Genomic DNA, 19,897 nt, shown 5'->3' with positions numbered 1-19,897 from the left:
GGCGGCCTGCCCGGCGTGCTTCTCGGGTGGGTCTGCTGCCGGTACGGGGCCGGAATCGGTCGTCACGACGCCTCCGTGGTCAGGGCGATGGAGTGCAGGAAGCGCACCAGGGACTTCAGGACGCTGCGGGAGGACTCCTGGTCGCGGGCGTCGCAGGTGATGAGCGGTACGTGCGCGGGCAGGTCGAGCGCGGCCCGTATCTCGTCCAGGGAGTGGGAGGGGGCGTCCGGGAAGCGGTTGACCGCGACCAGGAACGGCACGGCGCCCTCCTCCAGCCGGCCCAGCACGTCGAAGCAGGCTTCGAGCCGGCGGGTGTCGACCAGCACCACCGCCCCGAGGGCGCCTTCGAAGAGGCCCTGCCAGAGGAACCAGAAGCGCTGCTGGCCGGGCGCGCCGAACAGGTAGAGCACCAGCCGCTCGTTGAGGCTTATGCGGCCGAAGTCCATGGCGACGGTCGTCTCGCTCTTGTCCGGCACGCCGGCGAGGTGGTCCACCCCCTCGCCGGCCCGGGTCATCGTCTCCTCGGTCGTCATCGGCTCGATCTCGCTGACCGCGCCGACCATGGTCGTCTTCCCGACGCCGAACCCGCCCACCACCACGACCTTGACCGATGTCGTCGCCGAGGTGGGCAGGAGGTCCTCGCTGCGCGGACCCACGACGGCGTCAAAGCTGTTCGAGTCCATCCATTACTTCCTCGAGGAGTCGCAGGTCTGCCACGGGCGGCACGGTAGAGCGGGTCTCGACCGCGCCCTCCGCCATCAGGTCCGCGACGAGCACGGCCACCGCGCTGAAGGGCAGGCGCAGATAGGCGGTCAGCTCGGCGACGGACAGCGGTGCACGGCACAGCCGGACGATGGCCGCGCGCTCGGGCTGCATCCCGGGCGCCGGCTGCGCCCGGGAGATGACGAGCGTGACCAGGTCGAGTGCGCCCTGGGCGGCGGTGCCGCTGCGCCCGCCGGTGATGACGTAAAGCCGTTCGGGACCGTCGTCGTGCCACTCGTGGTCCGCTTCCTTCATATGGCCTGTCCGTCGCTCCGCGGTGGGCTTGTCAGATGTGCCCCGATGCGTGCGACGAGATCGCGCATGCGCTGGCCCATGAGGCCCGCGTCGACTCCTTCGTCGGCCGCGACCGCCAGATAGGCTCCGGCGCCCGCGGCCATGAGATAGAAGAAGCCGCCGCTGACCTCGATGACCAGCATCCGCATCTTGCCGTTGCTGTGCGGAAACACGCCGGCGATCGACTTCGCCAGGCTCTGCAGCCCGGCGCAGGCGGCCGCGAGCCGGTCGGCCGTGTCCGGCTCGGTGCCGTGCTGGGCCATCCGCAGCCCGTCGGAGGACAGGACCACGACGTGCCGGGTCTCGGGGACGCTCTCGGCCAGATCCCGGAGCATCCAGTCCATGTCCGCTCGCTGCGCCACGTCAGTCCTCCTCGCCCGATGATGGATTCGACGGTTCCGGTGCTCCGTCGCCGTGCCGGAGGCGGGCGGAGCGCTCCGGGCGTATCGCCTCGGCCGCCCCTTCCCCGCCGCGGGCGGAATCGCCCGGCTCCTGCGGCTCTGCCGCGCCGCCCGCGTCCCCGGCCTGCGGCTCGCCGTCCAGACCGCGGGTGAAGTCGCCGAGCCACAGGCCCGGTTCGACGCCGCGGCTCTCCGCCGCGCCGTTCTCGGTCCCGGCCGGCTCCGCGGTGGCCGTACGCCGTCCGGACGGCTGCCCGGCCGCCGCCGGGGCGGCCGGCGGCGCGAGCGGAGTCCGGCGGCGGCGCTGCGGCAGGCTGCCGGCGACCGGCTCGGCGTGCGCGGGCGGGGAGGGCTGCGGGCCCGCCTGCCGCGCGGGCGGCACCCGGTCCCGGCTGCGCTTGAGGCCAGCGCGCGCGTCGGCGCTGCCCTCGATCCCCGCCGGCGGCGGGGTGGGGTTGCGCAGCGGGCGCGGCCCGGAGGTGGCACCGATGCCGTGGGCCGTGCCGGTGGCGGGCGTGGTGGTGAGCAGGACCTGCGGCACGACGAGCACCGCGCGGACGCCGCCGTACGCGGACGGGCGCAGCGAGACGCGGAAGTCGTACGTCTGCGCCAGCCGGCCGACGACCGCGAGCCCGAGCCGCGGGGTCTCGCCGAGATCGTTGAGGTCGATGCCGGCCTGGGCCTCGGCGAGCATGTGCTCGGCGCGCTCGCGCGCCTCCTCGCTGAGGCCCACGCCGCCGTCCTCGATCTCGATGGCGACGCCCGACTGCACCTCGGTGGCGGACAGGTGGACCTTGGCGTGCGGCGGCGAGTAGCGGGTGGCGTTGTCGAGGAGTTCGGCGACGGCGTGGATCAGCGGCTCGACGGCCGAGCCGACGACGGCGACCTCGGCCACGGGGTGCAGTTCGACGCGCTGGTAGTCGATGATCCGGGACATGCCGCCGCGCAGCACGCTGTAGAGCGCGATGGCCTTGCCCCACTGGCGGCCGGGGCGGTCGCCGCCGAGCACGGCGATGCTGTCGGCGAGCCGGCCGACCAGCGCGGTGCCGTGGTCGAGCTTGAGCAGGTCGGCGAAGAACTCGTGCCGCCGGCCGTGCCGGTCCTCCATCTCCCGCAGGCTGCGCGCCTGCTGGTGGATGATGGCCTGCACCCTGCGGGCGATGTTGACGAAGCCGCGCTCGGCGGAGACACGCAGGTCCTCGGCGTTCTGCACCGCCTCGACGACGGCGCGCAGCGCGGCCGCGTGGGCGGCGCGCACCTGCGGCGTCAGGGACTTCTCCGCCTCTATGTCGGTGAGCACGTCCTCGGCGTACTCGCCCCGCTGCAGCCGCGCGACGGCCTGCGGCAGCAGGCCCGCGAGCCGCACCATCTCGGCTTCCTGGGCGGCGAGCCGGCGCTCCCACTCGGCCTGGTGGTCCGCGTGTCTGGCGTACAGCTCGCTGGCGGCCCGCCCGCGGCGCTCGGCCTCGGCGGCGGCGAACGCGACCACGAGGGCGGCGACGGCACCGCACACGGCGACGGGCGTACGCGCGTCGGCGGAGACGAGCGGCAGGGCGATGGCCGTGCTCACGACCACGACGGCGGTGGGTATCAGCCACCAGCGGACGAATCCCGTCCGCCGGCCGCCGGTGGCGGGTCCCGCTGGATCCATGAGCATCCTCAGGGTCGAACGACTGTGTGACGCCGAGCGGTCACACTGAGCATCGCAAGCAGCTTAGTGCGCTCCGCTTGCCGCTGGCATAGGTTCTCAGCATGTCCAACCAACGCCTGCCTCACGTTAGTTGACGATCACTCAGCGAACGGGTTCCGATCGATTTTCAGCCAGTACCGAGCAGTTCGAGCACGTCGGCATCCGTAAGCTGCTCGAACTCGTCGTACCAGAGCCCGACCGCGCCGAAGTCCGGCGGCGTGTACAGGCAGGTCACGTCGTCGGCCTCGCCCCGTACGGCCCTGAGCCCGGTCGGCGACGCCACGGGCACGGCCAGGGTGAGCCGAGCGGGCCCCGCCGCCCGGGCCGCGCGCAGCGCCGCGCGGGCGGTCGCGCCGGTGGCGAGCCCGTCGTCCACGACGACGGCCCAGCGCCCGGCGAGCGCCGGCGCGGGCCGGCCGCCGCGGTAGAGCGACTCCCGGCGGCGCAGCTCGGTGACCTCCCGCCGGGCGGTGGGCGCGAGGTCACGCTCGGTGAGCCCGGCCCCGGCGAGCGCCTCGGGGTCGTAGAGCGGCGGGGCGTCGCCCGCCACCGCGCCGAGGCCGTACTCGGGGTGGTGCGGGTGGCCGATCTTGCGGACGAGCAGGACGTCGAGGGGGGCGCCGAGGGCACGGGCGACCTCGTACGCGACGGGCACGCCGCCGCGGGGCAGCGCGAGCACCACGGCGCCGCGCGGGGCGCCGGCGGCGGGCGCGGGGCCGGCCTCGGGCCGGACGTCCCGCAGCCTCCGGGCGAGCGCGCGGCCCGCCTCGCTACGGTCGTGGAAGCGCATGGTTCCGCTCCGTCGGGGTTCCCCCGGTCACGTCACATTGTGCGACGGCCCGCGGGCTCACGCACCTCGCGCGCACGGTCCGGGGTACGGGCCCGGCCGTCAGCGGCGGCGCAGGTGCACCACCGTGGCGTCGAGGTCGCCGTGCAGCCCCGTGTGCAGGCCCCGGTGCGCGAGCACCGCGCCGCGCAGCACCTCCCCCGGCTCGCCGCCGGCCAGCACCTCGTACTCCGCGGCCGTGTCGAGCGCGGCGAGGCGCAGCGGCGGCGGCGACTCGTTGTAGCGCTGCGCCTGGAGCCAGGCGAGGACGACGACCTCGTCGGCGCGCTCGGGGTCGTCGCCGAGGACGTACTGCACCGCGCTCAGGCCCTCCTGCGGCTCCCGCAGCCGGTAGAGCCGGCCGAGCTGAACGGCGGGGCGGATCCGCTTGTACAGCTCCACCCAGCGGCCGGCCTCGGCCAGCTCCTCGCCGCTCCACCGCGCGAGGTCGCCGCCGACGCCGAGCACGCCGGCCATGGCGCTGACGAAGCGGTAGCGCAGGCTGCTGACACGGTCCTGCATCTGTTCGTTGGGGCTGTCGGTGACCCAGGCGGCCGTGACCCGGGCGGGGTGGATCTGGCCGATACCGTGCTGGATGGGCAGCCGGTCGAGCGGGTCGGTGTTGTCGGAGGTCCACACCTGGTCCGTACGGGACAGGATGCCCAGGTCGATCCGGCCACCGCCGCCCGAGCAGGACTCGAAGGCGACGTGCGGGTGGGCGGCGCGCAGCCGGTCGAGCAGGCCGTAGAGGCCCTGCACGTGCGGGACGGAGGGGTCGGTGTGCGCGCCCGGCTCGGTGAGGGAGCGGTTGAAGTCCCACTTGACGTAGTCGACGGGCGCGGAGCGCAGCAGCTCGTCGAGTTGCTCCCACAGATACGTCCGGACCTCGGGCCGGCCGAGGTCCAGCACGAGCTGGTGGCGGAACTCGGTGCGCCTGCGGTCCGGGCGGTGGTGCACCCAGTCGGGGTGGGCGCGGTAGAGGTCGCTGTCGGGGTTGACCATCTCCGGCTCGACCCAGATGCCGAAGTGCATGCCGAGTGCGTGGACCTCGTCGGCGAGCGGCTTCAGCCCGCCGGGGAAGCGGTCGGGGTTGGGTGTCCAGTCGCCGAGGCCGGCCTTCGCGTGGGTACGGGCGCCGAACCAGCCGTCGTCGACGACGAACAGCTCCACGCCCATCGCCGCGGCCCGCCGCGCCAGCTCGCGCTGGTGCTCCAGCTCGACGTCGAACTTGGTGGCCTCCCACGAGTTGTAGAGGACCGGCCGTGGGATGTGGGCGTCCGGCACGACGTGCGCGAGCTGCCAGGCGTGCCAGGCGCGGGACGCGGCGCCGAAGCCGCCGTCGGTGTAGAGGCCAGCGAAGACGGGCGCGGTGTAGGACTCGCCGGGTGCGAGCCGGACCAGCCCGGAGTCGTCGTGCCCGGCGCCGCCGACGGCCTGTACGACGCCGTCGGCGAGCTGCTGCACGGCGATGCGCCAGGACCCGGACCAGGCCAGCGCGCAGCCGTAGACCTCGCCGTGCTCCTCGCCCGCGGTGCCGTCGTCCAGGGCGATCCAGGGCAGGTGGCGGTGCGAGGTGTGGCCGCGACGGCTGCCGATGACGGTCTCGCCGGGGGTCAGCTCGGCGCGGGCGAGCAGGCTCTCGGCGGCCCAGCGGCCGTGCAGGTGGGAGAGCCGGCGGCGGTCGGCGCGGGGCAGCGTCCAGGCCGCGGAGTCGAGCCGCAGCAGCTCCAGCGCCGGGTCGTCGGGGCCTCCCTCGTGGACGGCGGTGGCCCAGCGCTCCAGCACGTCGGCGCCGGCACGCATGCGGTAGTGCAGGGTGACGGCGAGTCGGTGTACGGGGTCGTGGAAGGTGAGCCGCAGCACGTCGCCCTCGGTCTCGGCGCCGCGGAACTCCCACTCGCTGCCGCGCCCGCCGGCGCCGTCCGCGGCGCGTACGGCCAGCGCGGGCCGCACGAAGCGCGGGCCGCCCTCGACGGGGTACTCCTCGCGGCCGTCGAGGCGTGATTCGAAGGACCGGAAGCGCGGCGGCGGTTCGGCGGCCAGCGCCTCGGCGTCGGCGAGCGTGAGCCGCGGTCCCCAGTGGAGGTGCAGCAACTCGTCGCGCCGGTTCAGCCGCAGGGCGTAGCTGCTGTGCGGACCCGAAAGCAGCCAGATCCGACCGTTCCCACCGACCTCGACCATCTCATCTCCCATAACTCAACAGAGACACACAACATCGCAGCCGGGGGGGTCCTTGTCCAGCGTGCCTTTGTCGTACTGTCGAAGTGCCGCGCCCTCCCGACGTTACGGAGACCCGATGACGCAGACGACCGAGCCGGAGCTGACCGGTGTCCGCAACTTCCGCGACGTCGGCGGACTGCCCACCACCGGCGGCGGTCGGACCCGGACCGGCCGGCTCTACCGCAGCGGTCATCTGGCACACGCCACCGCCGAGGACGCCGCCTTCCTCGGCTCGCTCGGACTGCACACGGTCTTCGACTTCCGCAACGCCGCCGACATCCGCCTCGACGGCCCCGACATCGACCTGCCGGGCGTACGGAACGTCAACGTGCCGCTCAACGACCCCGCGGAGGGCAAGGAGTTCTGGAAGCTGGTCCGCGACGGCGACATACCGACGCTGCGCGCGCTGCTCGGCGACGGCCAGGCGGCGGCCCGCATGGAGGACTCGTACCGGGACATGATCCTCCACCGCAACGCGGAGCACTCCCGGGTCCTCCACGCGCTGGCCGACGACGGCACCCCCGCCCTGCTGCACTGCGCGGCGGGCAAGGACCGGGCCGGGCTGACGATCGCGCTCGCGCTGCTGGCAGTGGGCGTCGAGCAGGAGGCGATCGAGACGGACTACCTGGAGTCCAACGCGCAGCACCGCCGCTACCGGGTCCAGCGCGGCGAGGGCGCACAGGGCGGCACGTCGCCGGAGGTGATGGAGCTGCTCAGCCCGCTGTTCGACGCCCGGACGAGCTACCTGGGCGCGGCCTTCGCCACGATCGCCGAACGCTGGGGCACCGTCGACCGCTACCTCCACGAGGCCCTGCACCTGAAGGACACCACCCGCGACCGTCTGCGCGCCAACCTGCTGACCGCCTGAGCCGCGGGCCGCCGCCCGGATGCCGCGCCGTACGGGCCGCGGCCGTCCGGGCGGCAGGCAGCAGGGCAACCGCCGGTCAGCGGCCGGAGACCGCCTGCTTGGCCAGCGTGCGGCCGAACTCCCAGATCAGTCCGCCGCCCACGTGCGCCTCGTCCATCACGGACGTGAACGCATCCAGGAACCGCTGCACCTCCGCCTCTCCGATCACCAGCGGCGGCAGCAGCTTGATGACCTCCTGCCGGTCGCCGGAGACCTGGGTGAGGATGCGGTGGCGCTGCAGCAGCGGAACGACGATCAGCTGCGCGAACAGCCCCTTGCGGGCGGCCTGGAGCAGTGTCCAGCGCCCGCGCAGCTTCAGCGACGCCGGCTTGCCGAACTCGATGCCGACCATCAGCCCGCGCCCGCGCACGTCGTGCAGCAGCTCGTACCGGTCGATCAGCCCGGCGAGCTTGGTGCGCAGCAGGTCCCCGGTGTGCCGGGCGTTCTCGACGAGCCGCTGGTCCTCCAGGACGTGCAGTGTGGCGAGCCCGGCCGCCATCGCGGGCGCGTTGGTGCCGAAGCTCGCCGAGTGCACCAGCACGCGGTCCATGGACGAGTAGACCTTCTTGAAGATCCACTCGCGGCCCAGGGTGGCGCCCACGGGCACGTACCCCCCGGACAGCGCCTTGGCCAGGCACACGAGGTCCGGCTCGACGCCCTCCTCGTGGTCGTACGCGAAGAACTCCCCGGTACGCCCCATGCCCGTCTGCACCTCGTCCACGACGAGCAGCCCACCGTGCTTGTGCAGCAACTCCCGCGCCGCGCGCAGATACCCGGGCGGCGGCGCGTGCACGCCCTTGCCCTGGATCGGTTCGACCACGAGCGCCGCGACGTCCCCCGCGCGCACCTCCCGCTCCAGCGCGTCCAGGTCGCCCAGCGGGACCGAGGTGTCCGGCAGCAGCGGGGCGAAGCCGTCGCGGAACGCCTCGACGCCGTTGACGGAGAGCGAGCCGGTGGTCAGGCCGTGGAAGGCCTGGTCGCAGTAGAGGACGCGCGGCTTGCCGGTCGCGTAGCGGGCGAACTTCAGCGCGGTCTCCACGGCCTCGGTGCCGCTGTTGGAGAAGAACACCCGGTCCAGGTGCGGCGCGTACGTCAGCAGCTTCTCCGCCAGCAGCCCGGGCAGCGGCTGGCAGTCGAAGCGGGTGAGGTCGGCGAGGTCCAGGTCGAGCACGTCGTGCAGGGCCTTGCGGATCACCGGATGGTTGCGGCCGAGGCCCATGACGCCGAAGCCGGCGAGGAGGTCGAGGTAGTCCCGGCCCTCCTCGTCGTAGAAGTACGCACCCTGCGCGCGTACATAGGTCTTGTCGAACCCCAGCGTGTGCAGCATCCGCGGCAGTTGGTGGTTGAGGTGCCGGGCGTGCAGGTCGTACCGCTCCCCCCCGCGCTCGGCCAGCAGCGCCCCGATGTCGAAGCTCATCGCGTGCTTTCTTCCCTCTCCCTGGTACGGGCCGGCTCCCCGGCGCGGGCGGCGGGCACCCCGCCGACGGCGGCGGCGATCCGGGCCGGGGTCAGCCCGGCCCCGGCCAGGACCTCGGCCCGCTTGCCGTGCGGCAGGAACTTCTCCGGCAGGCCGAACGTGCGCAACGGCACGTCGACTTCGGCGTCCCGCAGCGCCCGCCCGACGGCCGCGCCCACGCCTGAGCTGACGCTGTTGTCCTCCACCACGGCGACGACGCGGAACCGGTCCGCCAGCGGCGGCAGGTGCCCGTCGACGGGCTTGACCCAGCGCGGGTCCACGACCGTGCAGCCCAGCCCGCGCGCGGCGAGCAGTCCCGCGGCCTCCAGACAGACGGACGCCATGGCGCCGGCGCCGACGAGGAGCACGTCCTCGCGCTCGTCGCGGCGCAGCACGTCCATGCCTCCGATGCGCGCGATCGCGGGTATCGGCTCGGACACCGTGCCCCGGGGAAAGCGGACGACGGTGGGCGCGTCGTCGACGGCGACGGCCTCGCCCAACTGGGCGCGCAACTGGTCGGCGTCGCGCGGGGCGGCGATCCGCAGCCCGGGGACGACCTGGAGGATCGACATGTCCCACATGCCGTGGTGCGAGGCGCCGTCCGGCCCGGTCACACCGGCCCGGTCGAGCACGAACGTCACCCCGCAGCGGTGCAGCGCGACGTCCATCAGGACCTGGTCGAAGGCCCGGTTGAGGAACGTGGCGTAGACGGCGACGACCGGGTGCAGCCCGCCGGTCGCCAGGCCCGCGGCGGACACCGCGGCGTGCTGCTCGGCGATGCCGACATCCCACACCCGCTCCGGGTACGCCGCGGCGAACGCGGCGAGCCCGGTGGGGTGCAGCATGGCGGCGGTGATCGCCACCACGTCGTCGCGTTCGGCGCCGATGCGCACCAGCTCGTCGGAGAAGACCGAGGTCCACGACGGTGCGCTCGGGGGCGCGACCGGCTCGCAGGTCAGCGGGTCCATGACGCCGACGGTGTGGAAGTGGTCGGCCTCGTCGTCCAGCGCGGGCTGGTAGCCACGGCCCTTCTCGGTCAGGCAGTGCACGAGAACCGGTCCGTGGAACCGCTTGGCGCGGCGCAGCGCGGACTCGACGGCGGCGATGTCGTGCCCGTCGACCGGGCCGACGTACTTCAGCCCCAGGTCCTCGAACATGCCCTGCGGCGCGAAGGCGTCCTTGAAGCCCTTCTTCGCGCCGTGCAGCGAGTCGTACAGCGGCTTGCCCACCACCGGTGTGCGGTCGAGCAGTTCCTTGCCCCACGACAGGAAGCGCTCGTAGCCGTCGGTGGTGCGCAGAGTCGCCAGGTGGTCGGCGAGGCCGCCGATCGTCGGCGAGTAGGAGCGTTCGTTGTCGTTGACGACGATGACCAGTGGTCGGTCCCGGGCGGCGGCGATGTTGTTCAGCGCCTCCCAGGCCATACCGCCGGTCAGTGCGCCGTCGCCGATGACGGCGACGACGTGGTCGCTGCTGCCCTGTACCTCATGGGCCTTGGCCAGGCCGTCGGCCCAGCCGAGGACGGTGGAGGCATGGCTGTTCTCGATCACGTCGTGGTCGGACTCGGCCCGCGACGGATAGCCGGACGGGCCGCCCTGGCCGCGCAGCCCGGAGAAGTCCTGGCGACCGGTGAGCAGTTTGTGTACGTACGACTGGTGGCCGGTGTCCCACAGGATGCGGTCGGCCGGCGAGTCGAAGACCCGGTGCAGCGCGAGGGTCAGCTCGACGACGCCGAGGTTCGGCCCGAGGTGGCCGCCCGTACGGGCGACGGCGTGGATGAGGAACTCGCGGATCTCCCCGGCCAGTTCGTCCAGCCGCTCCGGCGGGAGGGCCTTCAGGTCACGGGGGCCGCCGATGCTCTCCAGGAGCGACATCTCATTCTCCTCCCGCTCGCACTCCCCCTCGGGCGCGGTTGCCGCCGACGGTCTCCCGCGCGGCGCGCAGCGACTCCTTCAGCGACGCGGTGGTGGCGAGGATGGAGGTGGGTTCGTAGCCGCAGTGGGCCATGCAGTTGGCGCACCGGTCGTCCCGGCCGCGGCCGTACTTGTCCCAGTCGGTGTCCTCGACCAGCTCCCGGTACGTCGGCACGTACCCGTCGCTCATCAGGTAGCAGGGACGCTGCCAGCCGAAGAGCGAGTAGTTGGGGATGGCCCAGGCCGTGCACGGGAAGTCGACCTTGCCCTCCAGGAAGTCGAGGAACAGCGGGCTGTGGTTGAGCCGCCAGCGCTTGCGGTTGCCGCCGGCGAAGGCCTTCTTGAACAGCTCGCGGGTCTGCTCGACGCCGAGGAAGTGCTCCTGGTCGGGCGCCTTCTCGTAGGCGTACGCGGGCGAGATCATCATCTCGTCCACCTGGAGGTCGTCGTTGAGGAAGTCGAGGACCTCGACGACGGTCTGCGGGGTGTCGGTGTTGAAGAACGTGGAGTTCGTGGTGACCCGGAACCCGCGCCGCTTCGCCTCCTTCATCGCCGCCACGGCCTCGTCGAAGACGCCTTCCTTGGCGACCGACTCGTCGTGCCGCTCGCGCAGCCCGTCGATGTGCACGGCGAAGGCGAAGTAGGGCGAGGGCTCGAACTTGTCGAGCTTCTTGCGCAGCAGCATGGCGTTGGTGCAGAGGAAGACGAACTTCTTGCGGGCCACGAGCTGCCGCACGATCTCGTCGATCTGCGGGTGCATCAGCGGCTCGCCGCCCGCGATCGAGACCATCGGCGCGCCCGACTCCAGCACGGCGCCGACCGCCTGGGCCACCGGCATGCGCTGCTTGAGCACGCCCGCGGGGTGCTGGATCTTCCCGCAGCCTTCGCACTTGAGGTTGCAGGCGAAGAGTGGTTCCAGCTCCACGATCAGCGGGAACTTCTCCCGTCGCTTGATCGTCCGCTGCGAGAAGAGATAACTGGCAACCTTGAGCGATTGACGCAGTGGCATGGCCATCAGGTTCGCCTCCTGGGGATCATCACATGACGGTGCCATTCGAAGAATGCAGGAAGAACTGAGCTGAGCACGCGGTACGCGGCGATGCCACCGCGCAGCGTTCCGAAACGGACGAGTTCATGCTCGGGCGCGTCCACGACCACCCGGACGGCGGCCACCGGCCGGGTCCCGGAGGTCGCCACGGCCGTGCGCAGCGTGGCGGCCGACTCCATGTCGACGGCGACCGCGCCGCGCTCACGCAGCCGGGTGCGGCCGGCCGCGCCGCGTACGACGTGGTCGGTGCCGAGCAGCAGCCCGGTGTGCACCCGGGCGTCGAGGAGTGCGAGGGCGTCGAGCAGCGGCCCGTTGTCCGGGCAGCCGGTGGTCTCCGCGCCCTCGCCGTCGGCCCGTACGGCGCCGGCGACGACGACGTCACCGGGACGCATGTCCGGCAGCAGCCCGGCGCAGAAGCCGGCTGCGATCACGGGGGCCGCGTGGTACGGCTCCTCCGCCAGCCGGCGGGCCACCGCCCGCTCGGCCCGCTCGGGACCCATGCCGGTGCGCAGCACGGCGACCGGACCCGCGTCGCCGGCCGCGCCCTCGGCGGGGCCGGTGCCCGAGGCCAGCGCCCGGCGCTCGATGCCGAGCGCACAGACCACGAGCAGCGGCGCGGGGGCGTCGGGCATCAGGCCTCCCGGCCGTCACCGGCGGCCGGCGTCACGCCGGCTGTCGCGGACAGATAGCGGCCGAGCGCGGTGAGCGGGAAGACCATCCGGTACAGGTGGTAGTTGATGGAGAAGTCCCACGGGAAGCCGGTGCCGGTGAACTGCGGCTCGTCCCAGGACCCGTCCGGGAGCTGGGTACGGGCCAGCCAGGCCACGCCGCGCTGGACGGCCACGCTGTCGTGCTCGCCCGCGGCCAGCAGCGCGAGCAGCGCCCAGCCGGTCTGCGAGGCGGTGGAGTCACCGCGGGCGATCCACTTCGGGTCCGGGTACGAGCGCAGGTCCTCACCCCAGCCGCCGTCCTCGTTCTGCACGCTCTCCAGCCAGGCGACGGCCCGCCGGATCGCGGGGTGCGAGGTGGGCAGCCCGGCGGCGACCAGCGCGGGCACCGCGGAGCCCGTGCCGTACACGTAGTTGACGCCCCAGCGGCCGAACCAGCCGCCGGCCGCCTCCTGCTCGGCGAGCAGCCAGGCGACGCCGCGGCGGGCGTGCGGGTCGTCGGCGAGCTTCTCGCCGGCGAGCATCTCCACGACGTGCGCGGTGACGTCGGCCGACGGCGGGTCGATGACCTCGCCGAAGTCGCAGAACGGCAGCTTGTTGGGGAGCGCCGAGGTATTGTCCGCGTCGAACGCGCCCCAGGCGCCGTTCTTCGACTGCATGCCCGCCAGCCAGCGCACGGCGCGCTCCACGGCGGCGTCGACGCGCGCCTGGTCGGGGTGGGCGACGCGGCGCAGGGCGAGGACGACCTCGGCGGTGTCGTCGGTGTCGGGGTAGTTGTCGTTGTGGAACTCGAACGCCCAGCCGCCGGGGGTGAGCCCGGGGCGGCGTACGGCCCAGTCGCCGGTGGCCAGCACCTGTTCGGCGAGCATCCAGTCGGCGGCCTTGACGAGCTGGGGGTGGTCGGCGGGCACGCCGGCGTCGACGAGCGCGATGGTCGCCAGACAGGTGTCCCAGACCGGGGACTGGCACGCCTCGATCATCCGGACCGGGCCGTCGTCGCGCGTGTCTCCCGTGTCACTCGCGACGTCGGTGTCCGCCGCGGGCTTCTCCGCGGGGTCGGTCCAGACCGCGAAGCGGTCGAGGGATTCGAGACCGGCCTTCAAAACCGGGTGGTCGAGGTCGTAGCCGAGCAGGTGCAGCGCCATCACCGAGTAGACGGCGGGCGGCTGGATGCCGCCCCAGCAGCCGTCGCTCTCCTGCCGCTCGATGATCCAGCGGGCGCAACTGCGCAGCGCCGCCTTGCGCAGCGGGCGCAGCGCGACCTTGCGGTACACGTGCAGCGCCCGGTCCAGCCGCTGGAAGAGGCCGTCCCAGCTCGCCGCCGGCGCCTGCGGCCGGGGCGGGTTGGGCACGGCGGGGTCGGTGTGCAGCTCGTCGAGGGCGAACGGGGCGGCGTGCACGGGGCGCTTGGCGGAGACGACGGTCAGCGGCACGACCGTCTGCCGGGCCCAGCAGCCGAAGTCGTAGATGTTCAGCGGGAACCAGGACGGCAGGTAGATCAGCTCGGGCGGCAGCTCGGGCAGGTCGTCCCAGCGCCACCAGCCGAACAGCGCGAGCCAGATGCGGGTGAAGACGCGGGTCGCGGCGATGCCGCCGTGCGCGCGCACCCAGGCGGCGGCCCGCGCCATGTGCTCCTCGTCGGGCGCGTCGCCGGCCAGGCGGAGCGCGACGTACGCCTCGACGGTCGCGGAGACGTCGCCGGGGCCGCCGTAGAACGTCGCCCAGGCGCCCTCCGGGCCCTGCTCGCGGCGGACGAAGCGGGCGGCGGCCCGGGTGGTGTGCTCGTCCCGTACCCCCAGGAACTCGCGGAGCAGCAGATCCTCCGCGTCCATGGTGACGTTGGTCTCCAGGTCGCCCTTCCACCAGCCCTCGACGTCCTGCCGGCCGAGCAGGTTGGCGCTCGCCCGCTCGACGGCCTGCCTCGCGGCCAGTAAGGCAGCCGCCGCCCCTGCGGGGGCGGTGTCGGTTGCGTTGCCGCCATCGGCAGTGGCTTTCATGCACACCCCTTTCGAAGGGACGTCCGGACCCGGGCCCGGGCGTCGGTGTCAGTGCCGGCGTACGACGACGAAGTCGGCGAGTGCGACGAACCGTTCGCGGATGTCGTCGGGCATCTTCACCCCGTCGAGCGAGGTGAGAGCGCTCTCGTGCTGCCTTTGTGCCTCCTCCTGAGTCCACCGACGTCCGCCGGCTTCTTCGATCAACGCGGCCCGGGCCGCGAATTCTTCCTCGTCGAAGTCGCTTTCTGCACCGGTATTTCTGCCGTCGGCACGTTTGGCGTCGGCGGCGAGCGTCTTCGCCAGTTCGGCGGAGGCCGGGCCGCCAGCGGCGAGCGCCGCGCACACCGGGAGGGACTTCTTGCGCTGGCGCAGATCGCTCCACGTCTGCTTGCCCGTGACGGCGGGCTCGCCCCAGATGCCGAGCACGTCGTCGACGGCCTGGAAGGCCAGGCCCAGATGGAGGCCGAAGCGCTCCAGCCCGTCGGCCACCTCGTCGCCCGCGCCGCCGAGCACGGCGCCGATGGAACAGGCGCAGGCGATCAGCGCGCCGGTCTTGTTGCCCTCCATCTCCAGGCACTCGGCGACCGTGACGCTCTCGCGGTGCTCGTACGAGATGTCCTGTGCCTGGCCGTCGATGAGCCTGCGGGTGGCGGTGTTCAGCCGGCGGGCGGCGCGCGCCGCCTCGGGCGTGTCCAGTTCCAGCAGCAGTTCGCAGGCGAGCGCGAAGAGGGCGTCGCCGACGAGGATGGCCTGCGCGGGACCGTGCGCCTTCCACACGGTGTCGCGGTGGCGCCGCTGCTCGTCGCCGTCCATCAGGTCGTCGTGCAGGAGGGAGAAGTTGTGCACCAGCTCCACGGCGACGGCGCCGGGGACGCCGGTCTCGGCCGAGGCGCCGGCGGCCTCGGCCGCGAGCAGCGAGAGAAGAGGGCGTACGGCCTTGCCGCTGTCTCCCTCCGCGGGGTTGCCCTGCGCGTCGATCCAGCCGAAGTGGTAGGCGGCGACGGTGTCCATGGGAGGTACGAGCCGGTCGACGACGGTGCGCAGCACGGGGTTGGTCAGATCCCGGGCCTGGTCCAGCAGGGCCAGGACTCCGGCGGCGCCGGGGGTGGCCGCGGTGTCGGTGTCCGGTTCGGGACGGGGCACGTTCTCTCCTCCGATGACGGATCTCAAACTGCTTCCAGCAGGTTCCGCGGCACTTCTCGACCCAGGCCGCCGAGGGTCTCGCGGACCGCGGCGAGGCCGCTGAGAACGGCGCTCTCCATGGTCGCGGGCCATCCGGTGGCGGTCCACGCGCCCGCGAGTGCGAGGCCGGGCGCGTGGGTCCGGGGACCCGGGCGCAGCCGGCCGACGCCCGGTGCCGGGGCGAAGGTCGCGGTGCGCTCACGGGTGACGAAGAAGTCGCGTACCTCGGCGCCGCGGGCGTCGGGCAGCAGCTTCGCCAGCTCGGGGAGGTAACGCTCGCGCAGCTCGCCGACGGGCCGCTCGATGTCGTCCTGCGCGGCGGACTGGGAGACCGCCACGTACTGGCAGCCCCGGCCACCGGGGGTGTCGGCGAGGCCGGAGGTGTCCGTGCGGTCGAAGATCCACTGCACGGGGGTGCCGATCGCGGCGACGAACGGGGAGTGCAGCACCCGTCGGCCGTATACGACATGGAGGTTGAGGATGGGCGCGGTGCCGATCTGCAGCAGCCGGTCCTTGTGATCGAGCGCGCCGGCCGGCAGCAGTCCGTGCGCCTCGCGCTGCGGTACGGCGAGGACCACGGCGTCGGCGTCCAGCGTCGTGGGGGTGCCGCCCGCCCGCTCGGGTCCGGTCGCGACGTCGACCTGCCAGCCGCCGGCGGGGGTGCGGCGCAGCTCGGTGGCGCGGGTGCGCAGCATGATGCGGGTGCCGGACCGCTCCAGCCGGCGGCGGGCGAGCCTGTCGTGCAGTTCGCCGAGCGGGACCCGGGCCCAGCCGATGTCGGCGGCGCCGCGCTCGGTGAGCAGCCCGGTCCTGAACACCATCGCGGCCAGCCCGAGGGAGACCTGCGGGGCGAAGGCGTTGAGGGTGGCCACGCCGACCATGTCCCACAGCGCCGAGACGGCGCGCGGCGACTGGCCGTGCTGGTGCAGCCAGCTGGCGAAGTCCACGCCGTCCAGGGCGGGGTCGGCCGGGTCGAGCCGCCGCATCGCCAGCGCGGCGCGGCCCACGCTCGCGCGCTCGGCGAACGACAGGTGCGGATAGCGTGCGAGGCCGCCGGCCAGGTGCATCGGCACCGGCAGGTCGGTGCGGCCGAGCGTCCCGGCGCGCGGGCCGGGGCCCTTGCGGGCCGCGGTGGCCGCGTCCAGCACGCGCACCTCCAGGCGCTCCTGGAGCGGCGCGAGTCCGGTGCCGCCGACCTGGTCGAGGAACCAGCGGTACGCGGTGCAGCAACGCAGGTAGACGTGCTGGCCGTTGTCGACGGAGAGGTCGCCGCGGCGGAAGGAGAAGGCGAGTCCGCCCAGGCGCGGCCGGCCTTCGAGGAGCGTGACGTCGACTCCGGAGTCGGCGAGTCCCATCGCGGCCGTCATCCCGGCGAGCCCGCCGCCGACGACCACGGCCCGCGGCCGTCTTTCCGGGCCGGGATCAGCCATCACCGGCCACCTCCCCACCCGTGTCGACACCCACTATGTCTGGCCCTCCGGGCCGCGCCGCACACCTGGCGGGGCCGCGGCGCACACCCCTGCGCCCCGTGCGCCGCGGCGCACACCGAGGGCGCCTCCGGGCGCTCCCGATCCGTCTCGCGCGCCGCGTTTACGGGGCCCTCGTCCCGTACGTACGGCAGGGCCGCCGGAGCGGCGGACGCGGGGCTCACCGTGACCTCCGGCTCGCCTGCCGGGCGTCGACGCCGGCCAGGCCGCGGACCGCGACGTAGACCTTCTCCCGGCCCGGCAGCGACACCCGCCCGCGCAGCACGGCCTCGGGGTCGGCGGCGATCCGCTCCAGCAGCCGGTGGTAGATCCCGGCCATCGCCGCGACGCAGGCGCCGCTGCGCCGGTCGAGCATGGGCAGCAGCCGGTAGCCGTCGGCGAAGAGCGCGCGGGCGCGGCGCACCTCGAACTGCACCAGCCCGGGGAAGTCCGAGCCGGCGGGCGCCGCGTCGCCGTGGAAGCCCGCGGAGCAGCCGAACTTGGCGAGGTCGACGGCCGGCAGGTAGCCGCGGCCCTCGGCGGCATCCTCGCGCAGGTCGCGCAGGATGTTCGTCAGTTGCAGCGCGAGCCCGAGCGTGTCGGCGTAGCCCGGGGCGCGCTCGGAGTGCCGCGCGCCGGGGACGGTGCCGAACACGCCGAGGGAGAGCCGCCCGATGGCGCCGGCCACGCAGCGGCAGTAGTCCTTCAGGTCCTCCCAGGTCTCGTACTCCTGGCCGCGGACGTCCGCGAGGACGCCGTCGATCAGCTCGTCGAGCCCGCCGAGCGGGATCGGGAACCGGTCCGCGGCGTGGGCGAGCGCCACGGCGACCGGGTCGGTGTCGTCCTCGGCGACCTGGCCGGCCCGGATGCGGTCGAGCTGGCTCCGGGTGTCCTCCAGCCGGGCGCGCTTGGTCTCGGGTGGCAGCTCGCCGTCACCGATGTCGTCCACGCGGCGCGAGAACGCGTACAGCGCGGACATCGCCAGCCGCTTGTCGTACGGCAGGAGTCTGATGCCGTACGCGAAGTTCCGGGCCTGCCGGCCGGTGACGGCCTCGCAGTACCGGTACGCGGTGAGCACCTGTGCGGATGCGTAGGCCGCGCGCGACGGTGTCGTCACGGTGCGGTCACCCCTCTCGTCGCAGGGTCGACCCCACCTCGCGCAGCAGCCTGCGCCGGGTGGGCTTCGGGGGTCCGGGGAGCACGTCGTGGCCGGCGGCGGCGACGGCGGCGAGTGCCGCGCGCCCGCCGGCCACGAAGCCGGCGAGCAGCAGCCGCAGCCGGCCGCGCACGCTGGCGACGAGGGGCGCGCCCTCGTCGAGGAGCCGGGCGGCGCGGTCGGCTTCGTACCGGATCAGGGCGCGCACCGGCTCGTCTGCGCGGGGCCGGGCAAGGTCCGCTTCGGTGACGCCGAAGCGGCGCATGTCCTCGGCCGGGAGATAGATGCGGTCCCGGCCGAGGTCCTCGGTCACGTCCTGGATGTGCTCGACGATCTGCAGAGCGGTGCAGATCGCGTCCGAGCGCCGGATGCGCTCGGGACTCTCGGTACCGGTCACGGCGAGGACGAGCCGGCCGACCGGGTTGGCGGACAGCTCGCAGTAGCCCTCCAGCTCCGCGTACGTCTCGTAGCGCCGGACCTTCTGGTCCTGCCGGTTGGCCTGGAGCAGGCCGTGGAACGGCTGCGGGGACAGCCGGTGGCCGCGGACGGTGGGCCGCAGCCGCCGCAGCAGGGGGTGGCCGGGTGTGGCGCCGGGGGTGAAGACCCGCTCCAGGTCGGCCTCCAGCGCGTCGAGGAGGGCGAGCGTGTCGTCGGCCTCGTCCGGGCCGAGGCCGAGCGCGGCGGCGTCGGCGCCGCCGGGGGCGAGGTCCCCGTCCCCGATGTCGTCGACCAGCCGGGCGTAGCCGTAGAGCGCCATGAGGTCCGCGCGCCAGGCGCGGGGCAGGAAAAAGGGGGCCACGGGGAAGTTCTCGTCGGCGGCCTGGCCGAGTACGGCGCGCGACGGAGCGTCGTCCGCCGGGGTCACCGGCGACTGCCCTGGGCTGCCGCCCCCGGGGCGCAGACGGCGGGCGCACCTTCGAGCTGGGGTTTCGTCTTCGCCAAAGCCGTCACGCCTCCCGTTCTACACCGCGTACCCAGATGTGCCCATTCCGGACACGCCGCCGCCGGCGTCGTGACCCCGAGCAGGTCCGGGGCAACCCCCAAGCTCCCTTATCGCCCACATGCCGCCAAACAGCACCGGTCCAGCGTACGCCGTACAGGACGAAGACGCGGCATGCGGTGGTCACCTCAATGCGCCCGCGCCGGAAGAAGCGCGAAACGCCGTCGTGCGCAAGGGGTTTGCCGGGTCACACGGTCAGCCCGTCCAAGATCATGGCGAGCGTGCGGGTGACGATCGCCTCCTGCTGCGGGGGCGGCAGGTCGCTCAGCGGCCCGTCGAGGAGGAGCATGGCCAGCCCGTGCACCGAGGACCAGGCGGCGAACTCCGCGCCGGTCCGTACGCCCGGTCGCATCACGCCCGCGGCGTCGAGGGCGTCCATGGCGCCGACGAGCAACTGGAAGGAGCGGACGTCGCCCGGGTGGAGGTCCCCGACGCCGTCGCCGCCGGTCCACTTCTTCGGGTGCTGATCGACCCGGCAGAAGGCCGCGCGGTACATGCCCCCCTCGGTGACGGCGAAGCGGACGTAGCCGACGCCGAGCGCCGTCAGCCGGGCCTTGGCGGCCTCGGCGCGATGGGCGGGATCGGCGGGATCGCCGCCGCCGGAGTCCCGCTCGACCTCGGCGATCTCCTGCTCCATGGAGTCCGCGAGCCGCCGCTGCCCCTCGTCCTTGACCGCCTGGAGCAGATCGGCCTGGTTGGCGAAGTGGCGGTACGCGGCCGTCGGCGACACGCCGACGCGCCGCGCCGCCTCGCGCAGCACGACCGCCTCGGGCCCGCCCCCGCGGGCCAGCTCCGATGCCGCGTCGACCAGCGCGTTCCGCAGGTCCCCGTGGTGGTACCCGGCCTTCCCGCTCCTGCCCTCGCTCATAGCCGCATCATGCCTCATGTTGACAGCATTAACATTACCTGCAAGG

The 19,897-nt window shown here is 73.6% G+C and carries 17 protein-coding genes; 1 reads left to right on the top strand and 16 read right to left on the bottom strand.

The window, feature by feature from the left end; translation table 11 throughout:
- Nucleotides 1-62 precede the first annotated feature (62 nt).
- The 6 genes from ABGA99_RS19650 to ABGA99_RS19625 all read right to left on the bottom strand — a co-directional run bounded on the left by ABGA99_RS19650 (nucleotide 63) and on the right by ABGA99_RS19625 (nucleotide 6,154).
- A complete protein-coding gene (locus ABGA99_RS19650; RefSeq protein WP_347579358.1) occupies nucleotides 63-683 on the bottom strand; it encodes an ATP/GTP-binding protein in 621 nt (206 codons plus the stop codon).
- Nucleotides 664-1,017: a DUF742 domain-containing protein gene (locus ABGA99_RS19645; protein WP_347579357.1), complete on the bottom strand. Its 354-nt coding sequence runs from the start codon at nucleotides 1,015-1,017 to the stop codon at nucleotides 664-666. The genes ABGA99_RS19650 and ABGA99_RS19645 overlap by 20 nt, the downstream gene beginning before the upstream one ends.
- Complete coding sequence (locus ABGA99_RS19640) at nucleotides 1,014-1,400, bottom strand: roadblock/LC7 domain-containing protein (protein WP_027770884.1); 387 nt, start codon at nucleotides 1,398-1,400, stop codon at nucleotides 1,014-1,016. The genes ABGA99_RS19645 and ABGA99_RS19640 overlap by 4 nt, the downstream gene beginning before the upstream one ends.
- A gap of 19 nt (nucleotides 1,401-1,419) precedes the next feature.
- Nucleotides 1,420-3,108, bottom strand: coding sequence for an ATP-binding protein (locus ABGA99_RS19635; RefSeq protein WP_347579356.1), 1,689 nt, complete (start codon nucleotides 3,106-3,108; stop codon nucleotides 1,420-1,422).
- Nucleotides 3,109-3,274: 166 nt separating this feature from the next.
- Complete coding sequence (locus ABGA99_RS19630; protein WP_347579355.1) at nucleotides 3,275-3,937, bottom strand: phosphoribosyltransferase family protein; 663 nt, start codon at nucleotides 3,935-3,937, stop codon at nucleotides 3,275-3,277.
- A 99-nt stretch (nucleotides 3,938-4,036) separates the two neighbouring features.
- Nucleotides 4,037-6,154 (bottom strand): alpha-galactosidase, encoded by a 2,118-nt coding sequence (locus tag ABGA99_RS19625; RefSeq protein WP_347579354.1) that lies wholly within the window; start codon nucleotides 6,152-6,154, stop codon nucleotides 4,037-4,039.
- A 115-nt stretch (nucleotides 6,155-6,269) separates the two neighbouring features.
- Here ABGA99_RS19625 and ABGA99_RS19620 point away from each other — a divergent pair, with 115 nt between their 5' ends.
- Nucleotides 6,270-7,061 (top strand): tyrosine-protein phosphatase, encoded by a 792-nt coding sequence (locus ABGA99_RS19620; protein WP_347583076.1) that lies wholly within the window; start codon nucleotides 6,270-6,272, stop codon nucleotides 7,059-7,061.
- Between the two features lie 76 nt (nucleotides 7,062-7,137).
- Here ABGA99_RS19620 and ABGA99_RS19615 read toward each other — a convergent pair whose 3' ends face one another.
- From ABGA99_RS19615 to ABGA99_RS19570, 10 genes are all read right to left on the bottom strand, one after another.
- The gene (locus tag ABGA99_RS19615; RefSeq protein WP_347583075.1) at nucleotides 7,138-8,517 is read right to left on the bottom strand and encodes an aspartate aminotransferase family protein; all 1,380 of its coding nucleotides are present in this window, start codon (nucleotides 8,515-8,517) and stop codon (nucleotides 7,138-7,140) included.
- Nucleotides 8,514-10,427: a 1-deoxy-D-xylulose-5-phosphate synthase gene (gene dxs / locus ABGA99_RS19610; protein WP_347583074.1), complete on the bottom strand. Its 1,914-nt coding sequence runs from the start codon at nucleotides 10,425-10,427 to the stop codon at nucleotides 8,514-8,516. The genes ABGA99_RS19615 and dxs overlap by 4 nt, the downstream gene beginning before the upstream one ends.
- Nucleotide 10,428: 1 nt before the next feature.
- Entirely contained in the window at nucleotides 10,429-11,481 is a 1,053-nt protein-coding gene (gene hpnH / locus ABGA99_RS19605) for an adenosyl-hopene transferase HpnH (RefSeq protein WP_347579350.1), read from the bottom strand.
- Nucleotides 11,481-12,146, bottom strand: a complete 666-nt coding sequence (locus ABGA99_RS19600) for a 1-hydroxy-2-methyl-2-butenyl 4-diphosphate reductase (protein WP_347579349.1) — start codon at nucleotides 12,144-12,146, stop codon at nucleotides 11,481-11,483. Before ABGA99_RS19600 ends, hpnH begins: the two co-directional genes overlap by 1 nt.
- The gene (gene shc / locus ABGA99_RS19595; protein ID WP_347583073.1) at nucleotides 12,146-14,179 is read right to left on the bottom strand and encodes a squalene--hopene cyclase; all 2,034 of its coding nucleotides are present in this window, start codon (nucleotides 14,177-14,179) and stop codon (nucleotides 12,146-12,148) included. Before shc ends, ABGA99_RS19600 begins: the two co-directional genes overlap by 1 nt.
- 48 nt (nucleotides 14,180-14,227) lie before the next feature.
- Nucleotides 14,228-15,322, bottom strand: a complete 1,095-nt coding sequence (locus ABGA99_RS19590) for a polyprenyl synthetase family protein (RefSeq protein WP_347579347.1) — start codon at nucleotides 15,320-15,322, stop codon at nucleotides 14,228-14,230.
- A gap of 23 nt (nucleotides 15,323-15,345) precedes the next feature.
- On the bottom strand, nucleotides 15,346-16,791 hold the full coding sequence (gene hpnE / locus ABGA99_RS19585) for a hydroxysqualene dehydroxylase HpnE (RefSeq protein ID WP_347579346.1): 1,446 nt from the start codon (nucleotides 16,789-16,791) through the stop codon (nucleotides 15,346-15,348).
- 217 nt (nucleotides 16,792-17,008) lie between these two features.
- A complete protein-coding gene (hpnD, locus tag ABGA99_RS19580; protein ID WP_347579345.1) occupies nucleotides 17,009-17,944 on the bottom strand; it encodes a presqualene diphosphate synthase HpnD in 936 nt (311 codons plus the stop codon).
- 7 nt (nucleotides 17,945-17,951) lie between these two features.
- Entirely contained in the window at nucleotides 17,952-18,848 is an 897-nt protein-coding gene (hpnC, locus tag ABGA99_RS19575) for a squalene synthase HpnC (protein WP_347579344.1), read from the bottom strand.
- 322 nt (nucleotides 18,849-19,170) lie between these two features.
- Nucleotides 19,171-19,851 (bottom strand): TetR/AcrR family transcriptional regulator, encoded by a 681-nt coding sequence (locus ABGA99_RS19570; protein WP_347583072.1) that lies wholly within the window; start codon nucleotides 19,849-19,851, stop codon nucleotides 19,171-19,173.
- Nucleotides 19,852-19,897: the final 46 nt, after the last annotated feature.

Origin of the sequence: Streptomyces sp. B5E4 (assembly GCF_039871555.1) — a bacterium.
Taxonomy (GTDB): domain Bacteria; phylum Actinomycetota; class Actinomycetes; order Streptomycetales; family Streptomycetaceae; genus Streptomyces.
This window is presented reverse-complemented; position numbering and strand designations above follow the sequence as displayed.